This is a genomic window from Methylobacterium sp. E-025 (assembly GCF_022829705.1).
Lineage (GTDB): Bacteria > Pseudomonadota > Alphaproteobacteria > Rhizobiales > Beijerinckiaceae > Methylobacterium.
This window is the reverse complement of sequence record NZ_JAKSYR010000141.1, coordinates 73,963-91,914: the sequence shown is the minus strand read 5'-3', so window position 1 is coordinate 91,914 and position 17,952 is coordinate 73,963. Positions and strand designations below refer to the sequence as shown.

The window sequence follows — 17,952 nt, the reverse complement described above, 5'->3', positions numbered from 1 at the left end:
TGCCGGAGGGTTGCGAAAATGCCGCGTCCCGAAACGCGGTTCAGGCCCCGCCGAACAGGTCCGGATCTTGGCTGTCGTAGTCGACGACGCCGACGAAGGGGAGCTGGCGGAAGGCGTGGGCCGCATCCATGCCGTAGCCGACGACGAAGGCGTCGGGGCAGGTGAAGCCGACGAAGTCGGCGTCGATCTGCACCGCGCGCTTGCCCGGCTTCTCGAGCAGCACCGCGGTGAGGACGCGCGAGGCGCCGCGGGCCATCAGCAGGTCCTTGGCGAAGACCACCGTGCGGCCGGATTCGAGGATGTCGTCGACGAGCAGCACGTCGCGGCCGCGCACCTCGCTCTGGACGTCGCGCAGGATCTCGACCTGGCCGGAGGAGATCGTGCCGGTGCGGTAGCTCGACAGGTGCACGAACTCGACCTGCGGCGACAGCCCGACCCGGTGCAGGGCCCGCAGCAGGTCGGCGGCGAACATGAAGCTGCCCTTCAGCACCGCCACCACGAGCAGGTTCTGCGGGGCGGCCGCCTTGATCTCGCGGGCCAACGCCTCGTTGCGCGTGGCGATGGTGGCTTCGTCGAAGAGGACGCGGACGCGTCGGGAGGGCGTGGTCATGCGCCTCCATACCCTATTCCGGCGCCGTCCGGCCACGGGCCGCCGGCGGAAAATCGACGGCGGCGCGGTTGCCCGCGACCTACTCCGCTTTCGCCGTCTCGGGTCTGGCCGTCTCCGGCCTGCCCGACTCCGGCTTGCCCGCATCCGAGAACCGGACCTCGATGCCGCGGCCCTGCTCGGGCGGATCGGAAAACCGGCCGGCGAATCGCGCGGTCTCGCCCTGCGCCAGCCGGCTGCGCGGCGGGGCGATGGTGTAGGTCCTCACGACGCCTGCGGCGGCGTCGCGCATCACGACGCTGATCGGCGGCACCGGCACGCCGCCGCGGGCGATGCCGACGAGGTCGCCCTCGACCGCGAGCTCGGCCGGCTTCTCGCCGTCGGCCGGGGTGCGGACGGCGGCGACGTCCCGGATCTCGAGGCCGCGCAGGTTCACCGGCAGGCCGATGCGGGCGAACAGCCCGGCCGCCTGCGGCAGCGCCTGCACCACCGGCACGCGGGCGAGGCAGGCGAGCGGGATCGCGGCCAAAACCACCAGGCAGGCGGCCAGGGCCGGCGACAGCCCGGCGATCCCGCCCTTGCCCTGGTTCCGGCCGAGCGGCTTGTAGCCGAGCTTGGCCTTCTTCGCCCGCGTGCCGCGCGGCGGTGCGGGAACGTTGTCGATGGTGTCGGCCGTCGCGGCGCTGCGCACCGCGGCGGAGGCCTCGGCCCAGGCATCCTCGGAGACCGTCTCGTCGGCGCCGGGGCTTGCGGCCTGCAGCTCGGCCTCGTGGGCGGCGATCACCTCGGCCGGCGACACGAACCAGGTCTCGCGGCAGGCGGCGCAGCGCACCGAACGCCCCTCGGTGCCGACGCGGGCGGTCTCGATGCGATATTCGCTGGCGCAGGTCGGGCAGACGATCAGCATACGCGGCACGCTCGTTGGCGGGGGCAGCCGGGCGGGACCTGCGGCGAAAACCCTTGGGCGATCGTCTTCGGTTAGGGTTAAGCTCCGGTGAAACCGCCGGGAGCCGGCTTGAAATGGCCATGCGCGGCGGTCATCCCGGTGCGGACGGCATGGACCGGGACGGAACGGGAGCGAACGGGCCCTTGCGCGAAACGGCGACGACGAAAAGCCTGCTCTCCGGGGCGGAAGGGCCTGTGGTCCAGTTCGAGAACGTCGGCATGCGCTACGGCCTCGGGCCGGAGGTGCTGTCCGACGTGAGCTTCCGCATCCAGCCGCACTCGTTCCAGTTCCTCACCGGGCCGTCGGGGGCCGGCAAGACGACGCTGCTGCGGCTGATCCTGCTCTCGGTGCGCCCGACCCGCGGGCTGGTCTCGGTGTTCGGCAACGAGGTCAGCGGCATCTCCAGCGCGTCGCTCACCGGCCTGCGCCGCCGCATGGGCGTGGTGTTCCAGGATTTCCGCCTGCTCGACCACCTCACGACCTACGAGAACGTGGCGCTGCCGCTGCGCGTCCAGGGCCGGGCAGAGACCAGCTACCGGGCCGAGGTCGTCGAGCTGCTGCGCTGGGTCGGCCTCGGCGAGCGCATGCACGTGCTGCCGCCGCTGCTCTCGGGCGGCGAGAAGCAGCGCGCGGCCATCGCCCGGGCGCTCATCGCCCGGCCCGACCTGCTGCTCGCCGACGAGCCGACCGGCAACGTCGACCCGAGCCTCGGGCGCCGCCTGCTGCGGCTCTTCCTCGAGCTGAACAAGCTCGGCACCTCGGTGATCATCGCCACCCACGATTTCGGGATCATGGACTCGGTCGATGCCCGCCGGATGGTGATCGGCGACGGCCGCCTGCGGATCGAAGGCTGATGGACACGACCCGCGAACGCAGCCAGGCCGCCAGGACGGCCCCGGACAGGGGCGCGGTCGATCCGGCGCTGCCCCCGACCCTGCGGCGCAACGCGCCCCTGGTCCCGACCGATTCGGCCGCGAGCCGCTCGCTCGCCGCCGTCATCGCCATCCTCACCTTCCTCGCGGGCCTGTGCGCGGGCGCGGCCGAGATCGTCGCGTCGAGCGCCGGCCAGTGGCAGGGCACCGTGGCGCAGGAGGTGACGATCCAGGTACGTCCGGCCCCCGGCCGCGACCTCGACGCCGACATCGCCCGGGCCGACGCCATCGCCAAGGCCGAGCCCGGCATCGCCGCGACGCGGGTGTTCTCCAAGGCGGAGGCCGAGCGCCTGCTCGAGCCCTGGCTCGGCAGCGGCCTCGACCTCTCCGACCTGCCGGTGCCGCGCCTGATCACCCTCAAGCTCGGCGACCAGTCCCCCGACCTCAAGCACCTGCGCGCCGGCCTCGCCGAGGCGATGCCGGGGGTCGCCAGCCTCGACGACCATGCGCTCTGGCTGCAGCGGCTCTCGACCGCGGCCAACACCTTCGTCGGCATCGGCGTCGGCATCGTCGCGCTGGTGCTGGTCGCCACCGGCCTCGCGGTGGCGTTCGCCACCCGCGGCGCCATGGCCGGAAACCGCGAAGTGGTGGAGGTGCTCCACTTCGTCGGCGCCGACGACGACTTCATCGCCCGCGCCTTCCAGCGCCGCTTCTTCGGGCTGGGGCTGCGCGGCGGGATCATCGGCTCGGCCGCGGCGCTCGCCGCCTTCGCGCTGGCCGGGCTGCTCGCCCGCACCTGGCGCTCGGGGCCGGCGGGCGACGAGGTCGAGGCTTTGTTCGGCGCCTTCCACATCGGCTGGCGCGGCTATGCAAGCGTGATGGCGATCGGCGTCATCGCCTCGCTCGTCACCGCCGTGATCTCCCGGCTGACCGTGCGGCGGTTCCTGGCCTGAGTCGCGCGTCCGGCCGGTCCGGCACCGCGCCCCGCCGGGCATCGGAGACGAACGGTTCCGAAAATCCCCGTGATCGGAAGTGCTTGGCCGTGCGTTAACCCTCCGGAAAGGCTTTGCGTCCGCAAATGCCGCCTCCGCCCCGCCGCAATCGGCGCTATTCTCCCGGAGCATGACCACGCGTATGGCGCGCGCCTTCGATCCGAGACAGGCCGGCCCCGGCGCCGAGCTCACGGGCTGGGCCTGGGACGCCCGCCCGAGGGCGATGCCGGCGGCCGCGCCCGCCGCGCGGCCCGTCGGCCCGGTGGCGCTGACGATCCTCGGCCTCGCCGGCCTCGGCGCGGTCGCGCTGCTCTCCGGCTTCCTCGCCTTCGTCGCCGCGCTCGACCGCAGCGAGCGGGTGCCGCAGGGCCGTGCCGACGGGATCGTCGCGCTGACCGGCGGCGCCCAGCGCATCGGCGACGCGATCGACCTGCTGGCCGGCGGCTACGGCCGGCGCCTGCTGATCACCGGCGTCAACGAACGCACCAGCCGCGACGAGATCGCCCGGCTCAACCCGACGCAGCGCCACTGGATCGATTGCTGCGTCGACCTCGACTACCGCGCGCGCAACACCATCGGCAACGCCATCGAGACCCGGCGCTGGATGCGCCACAACCGCTTCAGCACCGTCGCGGTGGTGACCTCGAACTACCACATGCCGCGGACCCTGATCGAGCTCGATCACGCGCTCCAGGGCGCCGACCGGATCGTGCCCCATCCGGTGATCGCCGAAGGCTTCGACGCCGCCGATTGGTGGCACAGCCCCTCGGCGACCAAGCTGCTGGCGTCCGAATACCTGAAGTTCCTGGTCGCCTGGGTCCGCACCCGCTTCGAGACCGACCCGGAAAGCTCGCGCGTCGCGATCCTGATCGGCCGCGGCAAGCCGGTGAAGGCGCCGGTGCGGATGGTCGCCGAGCCGCTGCTGCGCGATCTGCAGTAGGCCGCCCGCGCCGCTCGCCGGCCCCACCTCACGAAAAAGCCCTGCGTGCCGGGGCATCGCAGGGCTGATCGGGGGCACCGTCGCCGAGGCGACGGGCCGATCGAAGGCTGAGCGTCGCTCAGAGCGGCTTGGCGGGGTAGGTGCGCACGCCGGGGCGGGCGGCCGCGCCCGAAGGAACGCCCTGGCTCGCCGTCGCGCCGGACGGGTCGGTCGCGGTCAGCGCCGGGCCGCTCCAGCCCTCGGACCGCCAGCTCTGCGACCGCTCGTCGACGTTGACCGAGCCGTGCTGCTCGAGGATGTCCATCGCCGTCGTGGCGTGGGCGTCGTCCGTGCGCACCGTCACCAGGGTGCCGCCGCGGCGGATGCCCTCGTTGTAGGTGTGGGCGTCGTTCTCGCTGATCCCGGCGCCGGTGAGCGCGCCGACGAGGCCGCCCGCGGCCGCGCCGATGCCGGCGCCCGTCAGGGTCGCGACCAGCCAGCCGGCCGCCACGACCGGCCCGACGCCGGGGATGGCGAGCAGGCCGAGGCCGGTGAGGAGGCCGGTCGCGCCGCCGACCACCGTGCCGAGCGAGGCGCCGGTCCCGGCTCCCGTCTCGGCCTTATGGGCGGTCTCGGCATGGTCGCCCGTGCCGAGCCGGCCGGCATGCCGGTCGCCCTCGTTGTTGCTGACGACGCTGATGTCGCCGTGCGAGACGCCGGCCGCCTCGAGGCGGGACACCGCGGTGCTGGCCGCGTCGTAATCGTCGTAGAGCGCCGTGATGGTTTGCTGAGCCATGGTCAAATCCTGGATGTCGTGGGAATTGCGTGCCTGCGCCTCAGCCGTCCGGGGACGACGATCACTGCGCGGCGACGTTGCCCTTGAAGTCGACGCCGACCTTGACCGGCTTGCCGTTCAGCATCGCGTCGCCGCGCCAGATGCCCTTGTCGTCCTTCATCAGGCCGCGAACGTCCTTGTAGCCGGCATCCTCGAGGCGCTTGTGCGTCTGGGCTTCCGTGAAGCTGTTGGCGCCTTCCTCCAGCTTGGCATGCGCGGCCGCGTTGGCGGTGGCGGGCTTGCCGGCGTCGGGCCGGTCGGTGTTCGGACGCGTGACGGCTTCCTGGCCACCGGACTTCTCGCTGGACTTGGCGTCCGGAGCAGGGTTGCCCGTCGTCGTGGTCTGTGCGGACACGGTGCCCGTACCGAGAAGGGTGACGAGCGCGATGGCGGTCAGATAGCGTTGCAAGGCGGTTTCCTCTACTGTTGGTCCCCTTCAATTCCTTTGTGGCGCGAAGCGTTCCACTTTATATTTTGCGAGAACATCGTGTCGGCGGCTAACGACGGCGACGAGCTTTGCGATCACGCACGGCTTGCTTGGGAAATATTTCGCAGCGGTTGCCGCAGCGTGCGCGATGACCAGGACGCGCGCGAAACGCCACGCTCTTCCCTCCCCCCGACGGATCTCGGGCTTGCCCGAGATCCGCACCCTGTGTGCCCAAGTCGGGCAGGCCCGACTTGGGGACGGGGGAGGGAAGAGGCGTCGCGACTTCGGTTGCAGGGATGAGAGCCGGGAGCGAAACGACGGCACGGGGCGCCGGGCCGACAGGAACCGGCCTCCACCCCCCTTCACGATCACCCGCGGCAGCGGGCCTTGATCGCGGCGGAGAATTCCTTCTCGGAGTCCTGGACCTGGGTCAGCCGGGCGCCGCGCTCGGAGCCCGAGAGGCAGCGGCCGTAGACGCCGGCGACGCGGCGCATGGTGTCCACGTGGCGGCGCCAGATCCGGCAGGCCTTGGCGTCGTCGCCGTCGGCCTGCTCGAGCTGGTCGAGCGCCTGCCGCTGCATCGATTGGGCGACGAGCACGTCGCGGGCGCAGGTGCCGTCGGCCGCGCCCTGCTGCGCCGCGGCCGCCGCGGGCATGGCGAGGAACGCCGCGAGCGCGGCCCGGCGCAGGATGCGAGGCCCGCTCATGCGGCCTGCGAGGCCGAGGTGTGGGTGAGCAGCGCGTAGAGGGCGTGCCCGTCGCGGGCCGCGCGGATCCGGTCGAGGATTCCCGGCTCGCGCAGGATGCGCGCGACCTGGGCGAGCGCCTTCAGGTGGTCGGCGCCCGCGCCCTCGGGGGCGAGCAGCAGGAAGGCGAAGTCGACCGGGCGGCCGTCAAGGGACTCGAAGTCGACCGGGCGGTCGAGGCGGGCGACGAGCCCGAACAGCCGGTCGAGCCCCGGCAGCTTGCCGTGCGGGATCGCGACGCCGTCGCCGATGCCGGTGGAGCCGAGGCGCTCGCGCTGGAGCAGGGTCTCGTAGACGTCGCGGGCGTCGAGCGCCGGCAGGCGGCGGACGGCCTGGGCGGCGAGGTCCTGCAGCACCTGCTTCTTGGCCCGGGCGCGGAGCGAGGGCACCACGGAATCCGGATCGAGGAATTCCAGCATCGGCATTGAAGGACCGCCCGTCCGATCGAAAGCCATGGGGGCCCCGCCCCCATGAAGAGGGGGCGCGCCGCGTTGTCCGCGCGGCCCAGCCCCGAAAACATCAATCCCCGCGCCGACGGGCCGGTTCCGGCTCCCTCGGCTCAGGCCGCGGCGCTCGGCGGGTCGACCCAGCCGATCGCGCCGTCGCTGCGCCGGTATACGACGTTGATGCGGCCGGTGCCAGCATGGACGAAGACGATCACCGGGGCGCCGGTGAGGTCCAGCGCGGTGACCGCCTCGCTCACCGAGTGGCGCTTGAGGGTCTTGGTGCTCTCGGCCACGATCGGCGGATGGTTCGAGCCGTCGTCGGGCTCGTCCTCGTCCTCCTCCGGCGCGGCGAAGACCGCATAGGCCGCCTCGACCGCGGCGCCGTTCGGGCCCCCGTTCGGCCCTTGGGCGTGCTCCTTGAGCCGGTGCTTGTAGCGGCGCAGGCGCTTCTCCAGCCGGTCGGCGGTCTGCTCGAAGCTGGCGCGGGCGTCGTGCGCGGTGGACGACGCCTCGATGGTGAGCCCGGAGACGAGGTGCAGCACGCAGTCGGTGCGGTAGGCGGTGCCGTCGCGCCGGAGCGTGACGTGGCCGGTGCTCGAGTCGTTCATGTGCCCGTCGAGATACTTGGACAGGGTCGCCGCCATCCGCTCGTCGACCCGGCCCCTGAGGGCTTCGCCGAGGTCCAGGCCGTGGCCCGTGACGCGCAATGACCCCATGTATCCTCCGGTTTGGTTGACCCTGGTCTCTTGCCCGCGGATCGAGGCCCGCGGGCTTCGGCGGAACGCCGACCCGCCGTCGCGGCGGGGGACGGAGTTAAGGAGCCGGCGCAGGGGAAGTCAACGGAGAGGACCGGCCCCTCCGGCGACGGCCGCGACGCCGGGGCGAACCCGAAGCCGCGGCGCCCGAGCGCGCACCGGCCTCGACCGCCGGCGCGTCACCCGCCCGCTCGGTCGCCGCCGGCCGGCTCGTGGATCGGGCAGCCGTTGAAGCGCTCGCGGAACGCGGCCGAGTGCTTGTAGGGCGCGTTGCGCGCCCGGTTGATGTTGCCGAGCGGCCGGTGCGCGGCGAGCCCGGTCCAGACGCTGAAGCGCATGCCCTCGTCGACCGCCTGCACCCGGCCCGGCTCCCAGCTGTCCTGCGGCCGGACGGTGATCAGGCCGACCCGCTGGAACGGCGCCTCCGCCTCGTCCCACTCCACCGTCGGATCCTCCACCGGCTGGCGTTCGAGGTCGCGGCAGAGCTGGACCCGGAACTCCCACACGCCCTCGATGCCCCGCATCTCGGACTGGACCGTCTCGCGGATCGCGTTCGGTCGCCCCGAGGCGTCGATCTCGGTGCCGGTGAGCGCGGTCAGCGCCGGGGCGACGGGGGCGACCGAGAACTTCGCGATGTGGTCGCCGTACCGGAACGGGGTGACGCTGTAGTAGGTCTCGCCGAGCGGATCGACGTTCGGTGCGCCGCCGAGCGCGCCGATGGTCGGGCTGTCGATGCCGACCGCGTGCAGCGCCTTGTTGACCCCGCGCAGCACGGTGGAGGCGGCGACCTTCAGGCCCTCGGCCCGGTCGGTGGTGCCGGCGAGCAGCTTCAGGCTGCCCAGGAACTTGTCGGCGTTCGGCGCCTGGAACACCTTGCCGTTGACGAAGATGAAGTTCTGCGTGGTGCCCTCGGCGTCGGGCAGCCGCTCGCCCGCGACGTCGAGCACCTTCAGGGCGAGGCCGCGCGGCAGCGAGACGGCGTCGGGCAGGATGTCGCCCGCGTTCGTCGAGAGCCGCAGGTAGACCTTGTGCTCGCCGGGCGTGGCGAACAGGCCCTGCGCCAGCTCGGGCGGCAGGTCCGCGTCGATCCTGAGCACGCCCTCGAGGATGCCGTGCGCCTTGGCGTGGACGGAGCGCACCGCGTGCCCGGAATCCTCGGCCACCGTCTTAAGGATGGTGTCGAAGGTCTCGTTGAGCTTGTCGATCGTCCGCCCTTCCTCGACGGTCACGGTCTCGACGTCAGGATTGTAGTGAACCGGGCTCGCGAGCATGCAACGTCTCCTGAACTTGCTTGCGCACAACCAATCATGTCCGGATCCGTTCCCGGTTCGAGCCTCGGGTCCAGGCTATAGGCCGCCGCGGACGGCGCACGCGACCGGTTCGCGGGCTCTCAGCGCGCCATCATCGCCCCGGGCTGCATCCCGCCCTGCGCATAGCGCTCGCGCCGGCGCTCGATCGAGGACGGGATCCGCAGCGATTCCCGATACTTCGCCACCGTGCGGCGGGCGATGTCGACGCCCTCGCCGCGCAGCTTCTGCACCAGGGCGTCGTCGGAGAGCACATCGTCCGAGGTCTCGCCGTCGACGAGCTGCTTGATGCGGTGGCGCACGGCTTCCGAGGAATGCGCCGCGGTGCCCGCCGCGCCCGGGATCGCGGCGGTGAAGAAGTACTTCATCTCCAGGGTGCCGCGGCTGGTGCCGATCGCCTTGTTGGAGGTGACGCGCGAAACGGTGGATTCGTGCATCCCGATCGCCTCGGCGACCGTCTTCAGGTTCAGCGGCCGCAGGTGCGCGACGCCGTGGACGAAGAACCCGTCCTGCTGGCGCACGATCTCGGTGGCGACCTTGAGGATCGTGCGCGCGCGCTGCTCCAGGCTCCGGGTGAGCCAGTTCGCGGTCTGCAGGGCCTCGGAGAGGAAGGCCTTGTCCCCCTCGGCCTTCGCACCCCGGACCACGCGGGCGTAGTAGCTCTGGTTGACCAGCACCCGCGGCAGCGCCTCGCCGTTCAGCTCCACCAGCCAGGAGCCGTCGGGGGCCGCGCGCACGAACACGTCGGGGATCAGCACCTCGACGCCGCTGGAGCCGAAAGCCCGCCCGGGCTTGGGGTCGAGCCGGCGGATCTCGGCCAGCATCTCGACGAGGTCCTCGTCGTCGACACCGCACAGGCGCCGCAGCGCCGAGAAATCGCGCTTGGCCACGAGGTCGAGGCGGGAGACCAGCGCCTGCATCGCCGGGTCGAACCGGTTCTGCTCGCGCAGCTGGATCGCGAGGCACTCGGCGAGGTCGCGCGCGGCGATTCCGGCCGGATCGAAGCTCTGGACGAGCTTGAGCACGCCCGCCACCCGGTCGAGGGAGGCGCCGAGGCGCTCGGCCACCGCGTCGATCGATTCGCGCAGGTATCCGGCCTCGTCCACCGCATCGATCAGGAAGCCGCCGATCAGCCGGTCGGTGGCGTCGCGGGTGGCGAGGTCGAGCTGGCGGCCGAGATGCTCGCGCAGGGAGGTCTCGACGGTGAGCGTCGCCTCGAAGTCCGGCGCCTCCGAATCGAAGCTGCCGCCGGTGCTGCCGTAGGGCGCGGGCGTCAGCGAGAGCATGTCGCCGGTGGCCGCCTCGCGGATCGGGCTCGGCGCGTCGTCGGGGTAGACGTTGTCGAGGCGGGCGTCGAAATCGCCGTCGATCTCGCCGCGGCCCGGGTCGACCTCGGCGGCGGTCCACTCGGCGGCGCCCTCGAAGGTCTCGGCGGCGGGTTCCGCGCCCTCGGCCGGCCCCTCGGACGGCTCGGCCTCGGCGCGCTCCAGGAGCGGGTTGCGCTCCAGCTCGGCGTCGACGTAGGCCGCGAGATCGAGCTGGGAGAGTTGGAGAAGCTTGATCGCTTGCAGAAGCTGCGGTGTCATCACCAGGGACTGGCCCTGGCGCATTTCCAGCCGTTGCAGCAAACTCATCGCGTGGCCTCGGTCCTCTTCGGTGAACAGGCCGCGCCCCGCGTTATTACGCTATAGGCACGGTTCTTGCTTAAGCCCTAGTGAAACGCTGTAAACCGATCCCGGCCGCGCGTCAAAGCGTGATGGCCGGTCGTCGCGTTGGTTCGGGGGACGGTGGCACCGGCGCCACAGCCACGGGGGGGCGCCCGTCCCGCTCGCCGACCCGGCCGCGCACGAAGGCCTCGCGCGCCGCGGCGGCGCGATCCGGCTCGGGAATTGTGCCGGATCGGCCGGCCGGCGGGGGCGCGGTTCGGCACTCGCGCATGCGGCGATCGGGGGCGATGGCCGCCACCCCGCAGCCGTCGCCAGGGCGGCGCGGGACGTCGCGGATGCGGTCGAGGCGCCGCAGCTCGTGCCGCGCTCCGGTCCCGTGCTCAGCTGCGCAGGCCGGGCGCCTCCTGGCCCGTGCGGGCGACGTACTCGGTGTAGCCGCCGCCGTACTGGTGGATGCCGTCGGGCGTGAGCTCGAGCACCCGGTTCGAGAGCGCGGCCAGGAAGTGGCGGTCGTGGCTCACGAACAGCATCGTGCCCTCGTAAGCGGAGAGCGCGTCGATCAGCATCGCCTTCGTGCCGATGTCGAGGTGGTTGGTCGGCTCGTCGAGCACCAGGAAGTTCGGCGGGTCGAACAGCATCTTGGCCATCACCAGCCGCGCCTTCTCGCCGCCCGAGAGCACCCGGCAGCGCTTCTCGACGTCGTCGCCCGAGAACCCGAAGCAGCCGGCGAGCGCGCGCAGGGAGCCTTGGCCGGCCTGCGGAAAGGTGCTCTCCAGGTCCTGGAACACGGTGAGGTCGCCGTCGAGCAGGTCCATGGCGTGCTGGGCGAAGTAGCCGAGCTTGACGCTGCCGCCGACCGCCACCGTGCCGTCGTCCGGCTGGGCCGAGCCCGTCACGAGCTTCAGCAGCGTCGACTTGCCGGCGCCGTTGACCCCCATCACGCACCAGCGCTCGCGCCGGCGGATGCCGAAATCGAGGTTTTGGTAGATCGTGCGGCTGCCGTAGCGCTTGTGCACGCCCTTCAGCATCACGACGTCGTCGCCCGAGCGCGGCGCCGGCTGGAACTCGAACGCCACCGATTGGCGCCGCTTCGGCGGCTCGACGCGCTCGATCTTGTCGAGCTTCTTCACCCGGCTCTGCACCTGGGCGGCGTGGCTCGCCCGCGCCTTGAAGCGCTCGATGAACTTGATCTCCTTGGCGAGCATCGCCTGCTGGCGCTCGAACTGCGCCTGCTGCTGGCTCTCGTTGAGCGCACGCTGCTGCTCGTAGAAGGCGTAGTCGCCCGAGAAGGTGGTCAGCGTGCCGCCGTCGATCTCGATCACCTTGCCGACGATGCGGTTCATGAACTCGCGGTCGTGCGAGGTCATCAGCAGCGCGCCCTCGAACCCCTTGAGGAAGGATTCGAGCCAGATCAGGCTCTCGATGTCGAGGTGGTTGGAGGGCTCGTCGAGGAGCATCACGTCCGGGTTCATCAGCAGGATGCGGGCAAGCGCCACGCGCATCTTCCAGCCGCCGGACAGCTTGCCGACGTCCCCGTCCATCATCTCCTGGGAGAAGCTCAGGCCGGCCAGCACCTCGTAGGCCCGGCCTTCGAGCGCGTAGCCGTCGAGCTCCTCGAAGCGCGCCTGGACCTCGCCGTAGCGGGCGATCAGCGCGTCCATCTCGTCGGCCCGGTCAGGATCGGAGAACGCCGCCTCCAGCGCCTTCATCTCCAGGCCGACGGCGCTGACCGGGCCGGCGCCGTCCATCACCGCCGAGACGACGCTGCAGCCCGACATCTCGCCGACGTCCTGGCTGAAGTAGCCGATGGTGACGCCGCGATCGGTGGCGACCTGGCCCTCGTCGGGCTCCTCCTCGCCGGTGATCATTCGGAACAGGGTGGTCTTGCCGGCGCCGTTGGGGCCGACGAGGCCGATCTTCTCGCCCTTCTGCAGGGCGGCGGACGCCTCGATGAAGACGATCTGCCGGCCGTTCTGCTTGCCGATCTTTTCGAGGCGTATCATGCGGTCAGGGACCCTCGGGATGGTCCCGCGGGCCTTACGGCATCGGGCCCGCGACCGGAAGGGCGCCGGGCTATCGCGCGAAGCGGGCCTGCAGGCTGTGCCCGTGCATCCGCGCCGAGAACACCACCTTGGCGCCGGCGGGCAGCGGCCCCTTGAGCGCGCCGACCATGCGGTTCGGCGCGGCGCCGGCGAGCGGCACCGTCTCGGTCCCGGCCCCGGTCTGGACGAAGGCCTTGCCCGTCAGCCCCGCGGTCGCGGCCGGGCCGCCGTCGTCGTCGGTGACGAAGAACGTCAGCGCGGTCTCCGACGCGACGAGCTCGATCGGATGCCCGTCCGCCACCACCACGACGCCGCCGTTCGGGCCGGCGGCGCGGGCCGGGGCGGCGAGGGCGAGGAGGAGGGCGATGGCGAGGACGGGGCGCATGGACGGCTCCTGGGTTTTACGGGGTGGCGACATTGGTTCAGCAGGACTAGGTGCGTCTTCCCTCCCCCCCTTTGCGGGGGAGGGAAGTGACGCACCGTCAAAACGCATCGGCCGTCGCAACCCCGGTCGGCGCCTCCGCCCGGGCGGCGGCGCGCAGGCGCTCCACCGGCCGGCGGCCGAAGCCGAGGAACAGGATCGGCGTCAGCACCGTGTCGAGCAGCGTCGCGCCGATCAGGCCGCCGAAGATCGTCACGGCGACCGGGTGCAGGATCTCCTTGCCGGGCGCGTCGGCGCCGACGAGCAGCGGCGCCAGCGCGATGCCGGCGGCGAGCGCGGTCATCAGCACCGGCGTCAGCCGCTCCAGGCTGCCGCGAATCACGAGGTCCGGCCCGAACGGCAGGTCCTCGTGGATCGCGAGGTTCAGCCAATGGCTGATCTTGAGGATGCCGTTGCGCGTTGCGATGCCGGTCAGGGTGATGAAGCCGATCATCGAGGCGACCGAGAGCGGCTGCCCAGCGAGCCACAGGGCGACCACCGAGCCGATCAGCGCCAGCGGGATGCTGCCGAGGATGATCAGCGTCAGCACGGCCGAGCGGTAGCGGCCGTAGAGCAGGGTGAAGACCAGCGCCAGCGACACGAGCGAGAGCAGGCCGATGGTGCGCGCCGCCTCGCCCTGCGCCTGGAACGCGCCTTCGAGGCTGGTCGCGTACCCGGCCGGCCACCGGGTCGCATCCACCTGCTGGCGGATGGCGGCGACGACCCGGCCCATGTCGGCGCCGGGCGCGGTGTTGGCCTGGACGACGATGCGCCGGCGCGCGTTCTCGCGAAGGATCTGGTTCGGGCCGTCGGTCTCGCGGATGTCGGCGATCTGGCGGGCCGGCACCCAGCCGGAGGGCGTCTCGACCAGGAGGTCGCCGAGCGCCTGGGTGGTGCGCTGGGTGTCGGAGAGCCGCATCACCACGTCGAAGCGGCGGATGCCGTCGACCACGCGCGAGACCACCTGGCCGTTCGAGAGCCGGCTCAGCTGGTCCACGAGCGCCGCCGGCTGCACCCCGTACAGGGCGGCCCGCGCGTAGTCGACGCGGACCTCGAGCTGCGGGATCAGCACCTGCTTCTCGACCTGCAGGTCGGCGATGCCGGGGATCGCGGACAGGCGCTGGCGCAGGTCGTCGGCGAGGCGCCGCAACGTATCGAGGTCGTCGCCGAAGATCTTCAGCGCGATCTCGGCGCGCACCCCCGAGAGCATATGGTCGAGCCGGTGCGAGATCGGCTGGCCGACGTTGACGGAGACCGGCAGCAGGGCGAGGCGGGCGCGGATGTCGGCGACGAGGGCGTCCTTGGGCCGGGCGCCGGGCTTCAGGTCGACCTCGAGGTCGGAGGAGTGGACGCCCTCGGCATGCTCGTCGAGCTCGGCCCGGCCGGTGCGGCGGCCGACCGAGCGCACGTCCGGGATCTCGAGGAGCAGGCGCTCGGCCACCAGCCCCATCCGGTTGCTCTCGGGCAGCGAGATGCCGGGGTTGAACGCCATGTTGACGGTGAACGAGCCCTCGTTGAACGGCGGCAGGAAGGCGCGCGGCAGCCACGTCGCCGCGACGGCGGCGGCCGCGACCGCGAGCCCGGCCGCGAGCAGGATCGGGCGCCCGCGGGGCAGGGCGACGCGCAGGGTCGCGGCGAGCGCGCGCTTGAGCCCGCGGATCAGCCCGCTCTCGTGCTGGTCGAGGCGCTTGAGGCCGGGCAGGAGGTAGTAGGCCATCACCGGCGTCAGGGTGATCGAGACCACGAGGCTCGCCAGGATCGCGACGATGTAGGCCTGCCCCAGCGGCGCGAACAGCCGGCCCTCGATGCCGGAGAGCGCGAACAGCGGCACGAACACCAGCACGATCACCATCGTCGCGTAGACGATGCCCGAGCGCACCTCCTGCGAGGCGGAGACCACCACGTCGAAGGTCGAGCGCGGGTCGCCCGCCGCGCGGTTCTCGCGAAGGCGCCGGAAGATGTTCTCGACGTCGACCACGGCGTCGTCGACCAGCTCGCCGATGGCGATGGCGAGCCCCCCGAGGGTCATCGTGTTGATCGACAGGCCGGCGAGATGGAAGGCGATGGCCGTCGCCAGGATCGAGACCGGGATCGCGGTGAGCGAGATCGCCGTGGTGCGCAGGTTCAGCAGGAACGCGAACAGGACGACCGCCACCACCGCGATCGCTTCCACCAGCACGTGCTCGACATTGCCGATCGAGGTCTCGATGAAGTTCGCCTGCCGGAAGATCAGCCGGTCGGCGCGCACGCCCTTCGGCAGGGTGGCGGTGATCTCGGCGAGCGCCGCCTCGATCCGCGCGGTGAGCGCGACGGTGTCGGTGCCGGGCTGCTTCTCCACCGAGATCACCACCGCCGGCGCGCCCATGTAGCCGGCATCGCCCCGCTTCACGCGCGCCGAGAACGACGCCTCCGCCACCTGCCGCAGGAAGACCGGCCGCCCGTCGACCGTGGCGACGACCATGTTGCGCAGGTCGTCGAGGTCCATCGTCCGGCCGAGGTTCCGGATCAGGTATTCGCGGGCGTACTGGTCGGTGAAGCCGCCGCCGGTGTTGGTGCCGAACTGCGCCAGCGCCGCCTCGAGCTGGGCCTGCTTGACGCCGAGCGCCCGCAACGCGGCGGGCTGCGGCGCGACGCGGAACTGGCGGACCTCGCCGCCCATCGGGATCACCTGCGCGACGCCGGGAATCGAGAGCAGGCGCGGCCGGATCGTGAAGTCGGCGATCTCGCGCAGGCGCATCGGATCGACCGTGTCGCCGGTGAGCGCGACCATGACGATCTGCCCCATGATCGAGGAGATCGGCCCCATCGTCGGGCTCACCTCCGCCGGCAGCTGCGGCCGCGCCATCGCAAGGCGCTCGGCCACCTGCTGGCGGTTGCGGTAGATGTCGGTGCCCCAGTCGAACTCGACAGTGACCACCGACAGCCCGACGCCGGAGACGGAGCGCACCCGGGTGACGCCGGGCAGCCCGTTCATCTGCGTCTCGAGCGGGAAGGTGACGAGCTGCTCGACCTCCTGCGGCGCGAGCCCTTCGGCCTCCGACATGATGGTGACGGTGGGCCGGTTGAGGTCGGGGAAGACGTCGACGGGCAGCCGCGTGACGGTGAAGGCGCCGTAGACGACGAGGATCGCGGCGACGGCGAGAACCGCCAGCCGGTTCCGCAGGGCCTGGGTGACGAGGAGCGTGAACATGCGCGGGCTCCCCGTCAGCGGATCTGGTTGAGGAGCTCGGCGCCCTGCGTCACGATCCGCCGGCCGGGCTCGAGCCCGGAGACCACCCGGACGCGGGCGGCGTCGAGGGGCTCGACCTGGACCTCGCGCGGCGCGAAGCGCTCGGGGGCGACGTGCTCGTAGACCAGGGTCTGGCCGTTGCCGCCGCGGACCACGCCGAGCCGCGGCAGGGCGAGGCCGGTCTGCTGCGTGTCGGTGGCGGCGAGCACCGTCACGAACTGGCCGGTGCGCAGCTCGGGCGGCGCGTCGCGCACGGCGAACTGGATCGGCACCGCCTGGGCCCGGTCGGCGAGGCCGGCGCCGCGATAGGCGAGCTCGAGCCGTCGGCCGTCGGCGAGCCGCGCGGTGGCGTCGGCGGTGCTGGCGAGCGCGTCGAAGCTCAGCGCCTCGACCCAGAGCCGGGACGGGTCGACGATCTTGAACACCATCGCGCCCGGGCTCGCCATCTGGCCGGCGACCGCGTTGGCCTCGGCGATCACCCCCGAGACCGGCGCGGCCAGCGCCTCCGGCTGCGAGCGGACGCCGTCGAGCGCCGTGCGGCGGTCGACGAGGCCCTTCAGCTCGGCATCCGCGTCGTCGATCTGCACCTGCGAGACCGCGCCGCCGGGGCTCAGCTTGCGGTAGCGCTCGACCCGGCGCGCGACGATGGCGATCTGCTGGTCGAGCTCGCCCTGGCGCTGGCGCATGTCCGACACGTCCACCGCCTGGACCGGCGGCGTGACGAAGGCCAGCACCTCGCCCTTGCGCACGCGGGTGCCGAGGCGCGGGAACAGGCCGGATTCCGGCGGCGACAGCCGGCCGCCGACCGAGGATTGCACCACGCCGCTGCCGTTCGGGTCGGCGATGATCCGGCCGGGCAGCTCGGTCGTCCGCGCCAGCACGCCCGACGCGGTGACGAGGGTGCGCAGGGTCAGCACGCGCTGGGTGGGTTTCGGCACGAACACCGACCCGTCGGGCAGGCGGCGGGCGAGGTCCTGGGCGCCGGTGGCGGCCATCGGGGTCGGGGCCTCGTGGTCGTCGTCGCCGTGCGCGAAGGCCGCCGGCGCCAGCACGAGCCCGGCCGCGAGCACGACGAGGGCGAGTGCCGCGCCGCTCCGGCGCCCGCGCATCAGCACCGTCGCGAGGATGCCGAGCACGAAGCCGGCGCCGCCGACGAGGAACGGCATCGGGTCGGCGCTGCGCAGGTGCAAGCCGAAATCGTGGGCGACGGCGAGGCCGGCATGCCACGGCGCGGGCTCGGGCGTCGGGGCCGGCGGCACCGGCACGTCGAGGTCGACCGGGAACAGGTCGGTCTTGCCGCCGACGGTCACCGTGAACAGCACGTCGTAGTCGCCGGGCACCGCGCTCCAGGGGGCGTCGAGGCGGTAGCTCCCGTCGGGGCCCGCGACCGCGGCGGCCTTACCCGCCGGCGTCTCCGCCTCGATCGTCGCGTCGGCCACGGGCTCGTTGGTGTCGGCACGGTCGAGGAACACCGTGAGCCTGCCGTCGCGCGCCACCGCGACGAGCTCGAGCGCGTCGGTGCTCGACGCGCCGCGCGGGGCCTCGACGGCGGCCGCCGCCTTCGGCCCGTCGGAATGGTCGTGGCCTTCGTGGGCGCGCGCCGCGCCGGCCCACAGGCCGAGGGTGAGCGCGGCCGCCGCGAGGGCAGCCGGGAGCCGGATCGTCATGGGAGAGCAACCTTCGCATCGGGACGGGCGCAACTCGTCGGGACGAGCCGCGTGGCGCGCGCCGGGGCGGCGCG

16 protein-coding genes are annotated in these 17,952 nt (G+C 72.4%); 3 read left to right on the top strand and 13 right to left on the bottom strand.

From position 1 onward, the window contains the following. Window positions 1-40: 40 nt before the first annotated feature. Window positions 41-610, bottom strand: a complete 570-nt coding sequence (gene hpt / locus MKK64_RS21210; protein ID WP_147727220.1) for a hypoxanthine phosphoribosyltransferase — start codon at window positions 608-610, stop codon at window positions 41-43. Window positions 611-689: 79 nt separating this feature from the next. Further along, window positions 690-1,514 carry a zinc-ribbon domain-containing protein gene (locus MKK64_RS21205; protein ID WP_243936983.1) on the bottom strand — a complete coding sequence of 275 codons (825 nt, stop codon included), beginning with the start codon at window positions 1,512-1,514 and terminating at the stop codon, window positions 690-692. 149 nt (window positions 1,515-1,663) lie between these two features. On the opposite strand from MKK64_RS21205, the gene ftsE reads away from it, so the two are divergent. The 3 genes from ftsE to MKK64_RS21190 all read left to right on the top strand — a co-directional run bounded on the left by ftsE (window position 1,664) and on the right by MKK64_RS21190 (window position 4,357). Continuing rightward, window positions 1,664-2,407, top strand: a complete 744-nt coding sequence (gene ftsE, locus MKK64_RS21200) for a cell division ATP-binding protein FtsE (protein ID WP_147729645.1) — start codon at window positions 1,664-1,666, stop codon at window positions 2,405-2,407. Beyond that, the gene (locus MKK64_RS21195; RefSeq protein WP_243936981.1) at window positions 2,407-3,378 is read left to right on the top strand and encodes a cell division protein FtsX; all 972 of its coding nucleotides are present in this window, start codon (window positions 2,407-2,409) and stop codon (window positions 3,376-3,378) included. The genes ftsE and MKK64_RS21195 overlap by 1 nt, the downstream gene beginning before the upstream one ends. A gap of 181 nt (window positions 3,379-3,559) precedes the next feature. After that, window positions 3,560-4,357 (top strand): YdcF family protein, encoded by a 798-nt coding sequence (locus MKK64_RS21190; protein WP_147842706.1) that lies wholly within the window; start codon window positions 3,560-3,562, stop codon window positions 4,355-4,357. A gap of 118 nt (window positions 4,358-4,475) precedes the next feature. Here MKK64_RS21190 and MKK64_RS21185 read toward each other — a convergent pair whose 3' ends face one another. The 11 genes from MKK64_RS21185 to MKK64_RS21135 form a co-directional block, all read right to left on the bottom strand. Further along, window positions 4,476-5,132 carry a hypothetical protein gene (locus MKK64_RS21185; protein ID WP_243936979.1) on the bottom strand — a complete coding sequence of 219 codons (657 nt, stop codon included), beginning with the start codon at window positions 5,130-5,132 and terminating at the stop codon, window positions 4,476-4,478. Between the two features lie 61 nt (window positions 5,133-5,193). Continuing rightward, a complete protein-coding gene (locus MKK64_RS21180; protein WP_147729483.1) occupies window positions 5,194-5,580 on the bottom strand; it encodes a hypothetical protein in 387 nt (128 codons plus the stop codon). Between the two features lie 386 nt (window positions 5,581-5,966). Next, entirely contained in the window at window positions 5,967-6,305 is a 339-nt protein-coding gene (locus MKK64_RS21175; protein ID WP_409567207.1) for a hypothetical protein, read from the bottom strand. After that, the gene (locus tag MKK64_RS21170; protein WP_147729862.1) at window positions 6,302-6,769 is read right to left on the bottom strand and encodes a PTS sugar transporter subunit IIA; all 468 of its coding nucleotides are present in this window, start codon (window positions 6,767-6,769) and stop codon (window positions 6,302-6,304) included. The genes MKK64_RS21175 and MKK64_RS21170 overlap by 4 nt, the downstream gene beginning before the upstream one ends. Window positions 6,770-6,903: 134 nt before the next feature. Continuing rightward, the gene (gene hpf, locus MKK64_RS21165) at window positions 6,904-7,506 is read right to left on the bottom strand and encodes a ribosome hibernation-promoting factor, HPF/YfiA family (protein ID WP_147729861.1); all 603 of its coding nucleotides are present in this window, start codon (window positions 7,504-7,506) and stop codon (window positions 6,904-6,906) included. Window positions 7,507-7,724: 218 nt separating this feature from the next. Continuing rightward, window positions 7,725-8,816, bottom strand: coding sequence for a catalase family protein (locus MKK64_RS21160; protein ID WP_147843960.1), 1,092 nt, complete (start codon window positions 8,814-8,816; stop codon window positions 7,725-7,727). 119 nt (window positions 8,817-8,935) lie between these two features. After that, a complete protein-coding gene (gene rpoN / locus MKK64_RS21155) occupies window positions 8,936-10,486 on the bottom strand; it encodes an RNA polymerase factor sigma-54 (protein WP_147859997.1) in 1,551 nt (516 codons plus the stop codon). A gap of 413 nt (window positions 10,487-10,899) precedes the next feature. Beyond that, window positions 10,900-12,522: an ABC-F family ATP-binding cassette domain-containing protein gene (locus MKK64_RS21150; protein ID WP_147843958.1), complete on the bottom strand. Its 1,623-nt coding sequence runs from the start codon at window positions 12,520-12,522 to the stop codon at window positions 10,900-10,902. Between the two features lie 70 nt (window positions 12,523-12,592). Then, the gene (locus tag MKK64_RS21145; RefSeq protein WP_187274913.1) at window positions 12,593-12,946 is read right to left on the bottom strand and encodes a hypothetical protein; all 354 of its coding nucleotides are present in this window, start codon (window positions 12,944-12,946) and stop codon (window positions 12,593-12,595) included. A gap of 97 nt (window positions 12,947-13,043) precedes the next feature. Further along, window positions 13,044-16,172, bottom strand: a complete 3,129-nt coding sequence (locus MKK64_RS21140) for an efflux RND transporter permease subunit (RefSeq protein ID WP_243936977.1) — start codon at window positions 16,170-16,172, stop codon at window positions 13,044-13,046. 14 nt (window positions 16,173-16,186) lie between these two features. Continuing rightward, window positions 16,187-17,878 carry an efflux RND transporter periplasmic adaptor subunit gene (locus tag MKK64_RS21135; RefSeq protein ID WP_243936975.1) on the bottom strand — a complete coding sequence of 564 codons (1,692 nt, stop codon included), beginning with the start codon at window positions 17,876-17,878 and terminating at the stop codon, window positions 16,187-16,189. Between the last annotated feature and the right edge of the window lie 74 nt (window positions 17,879-17,952).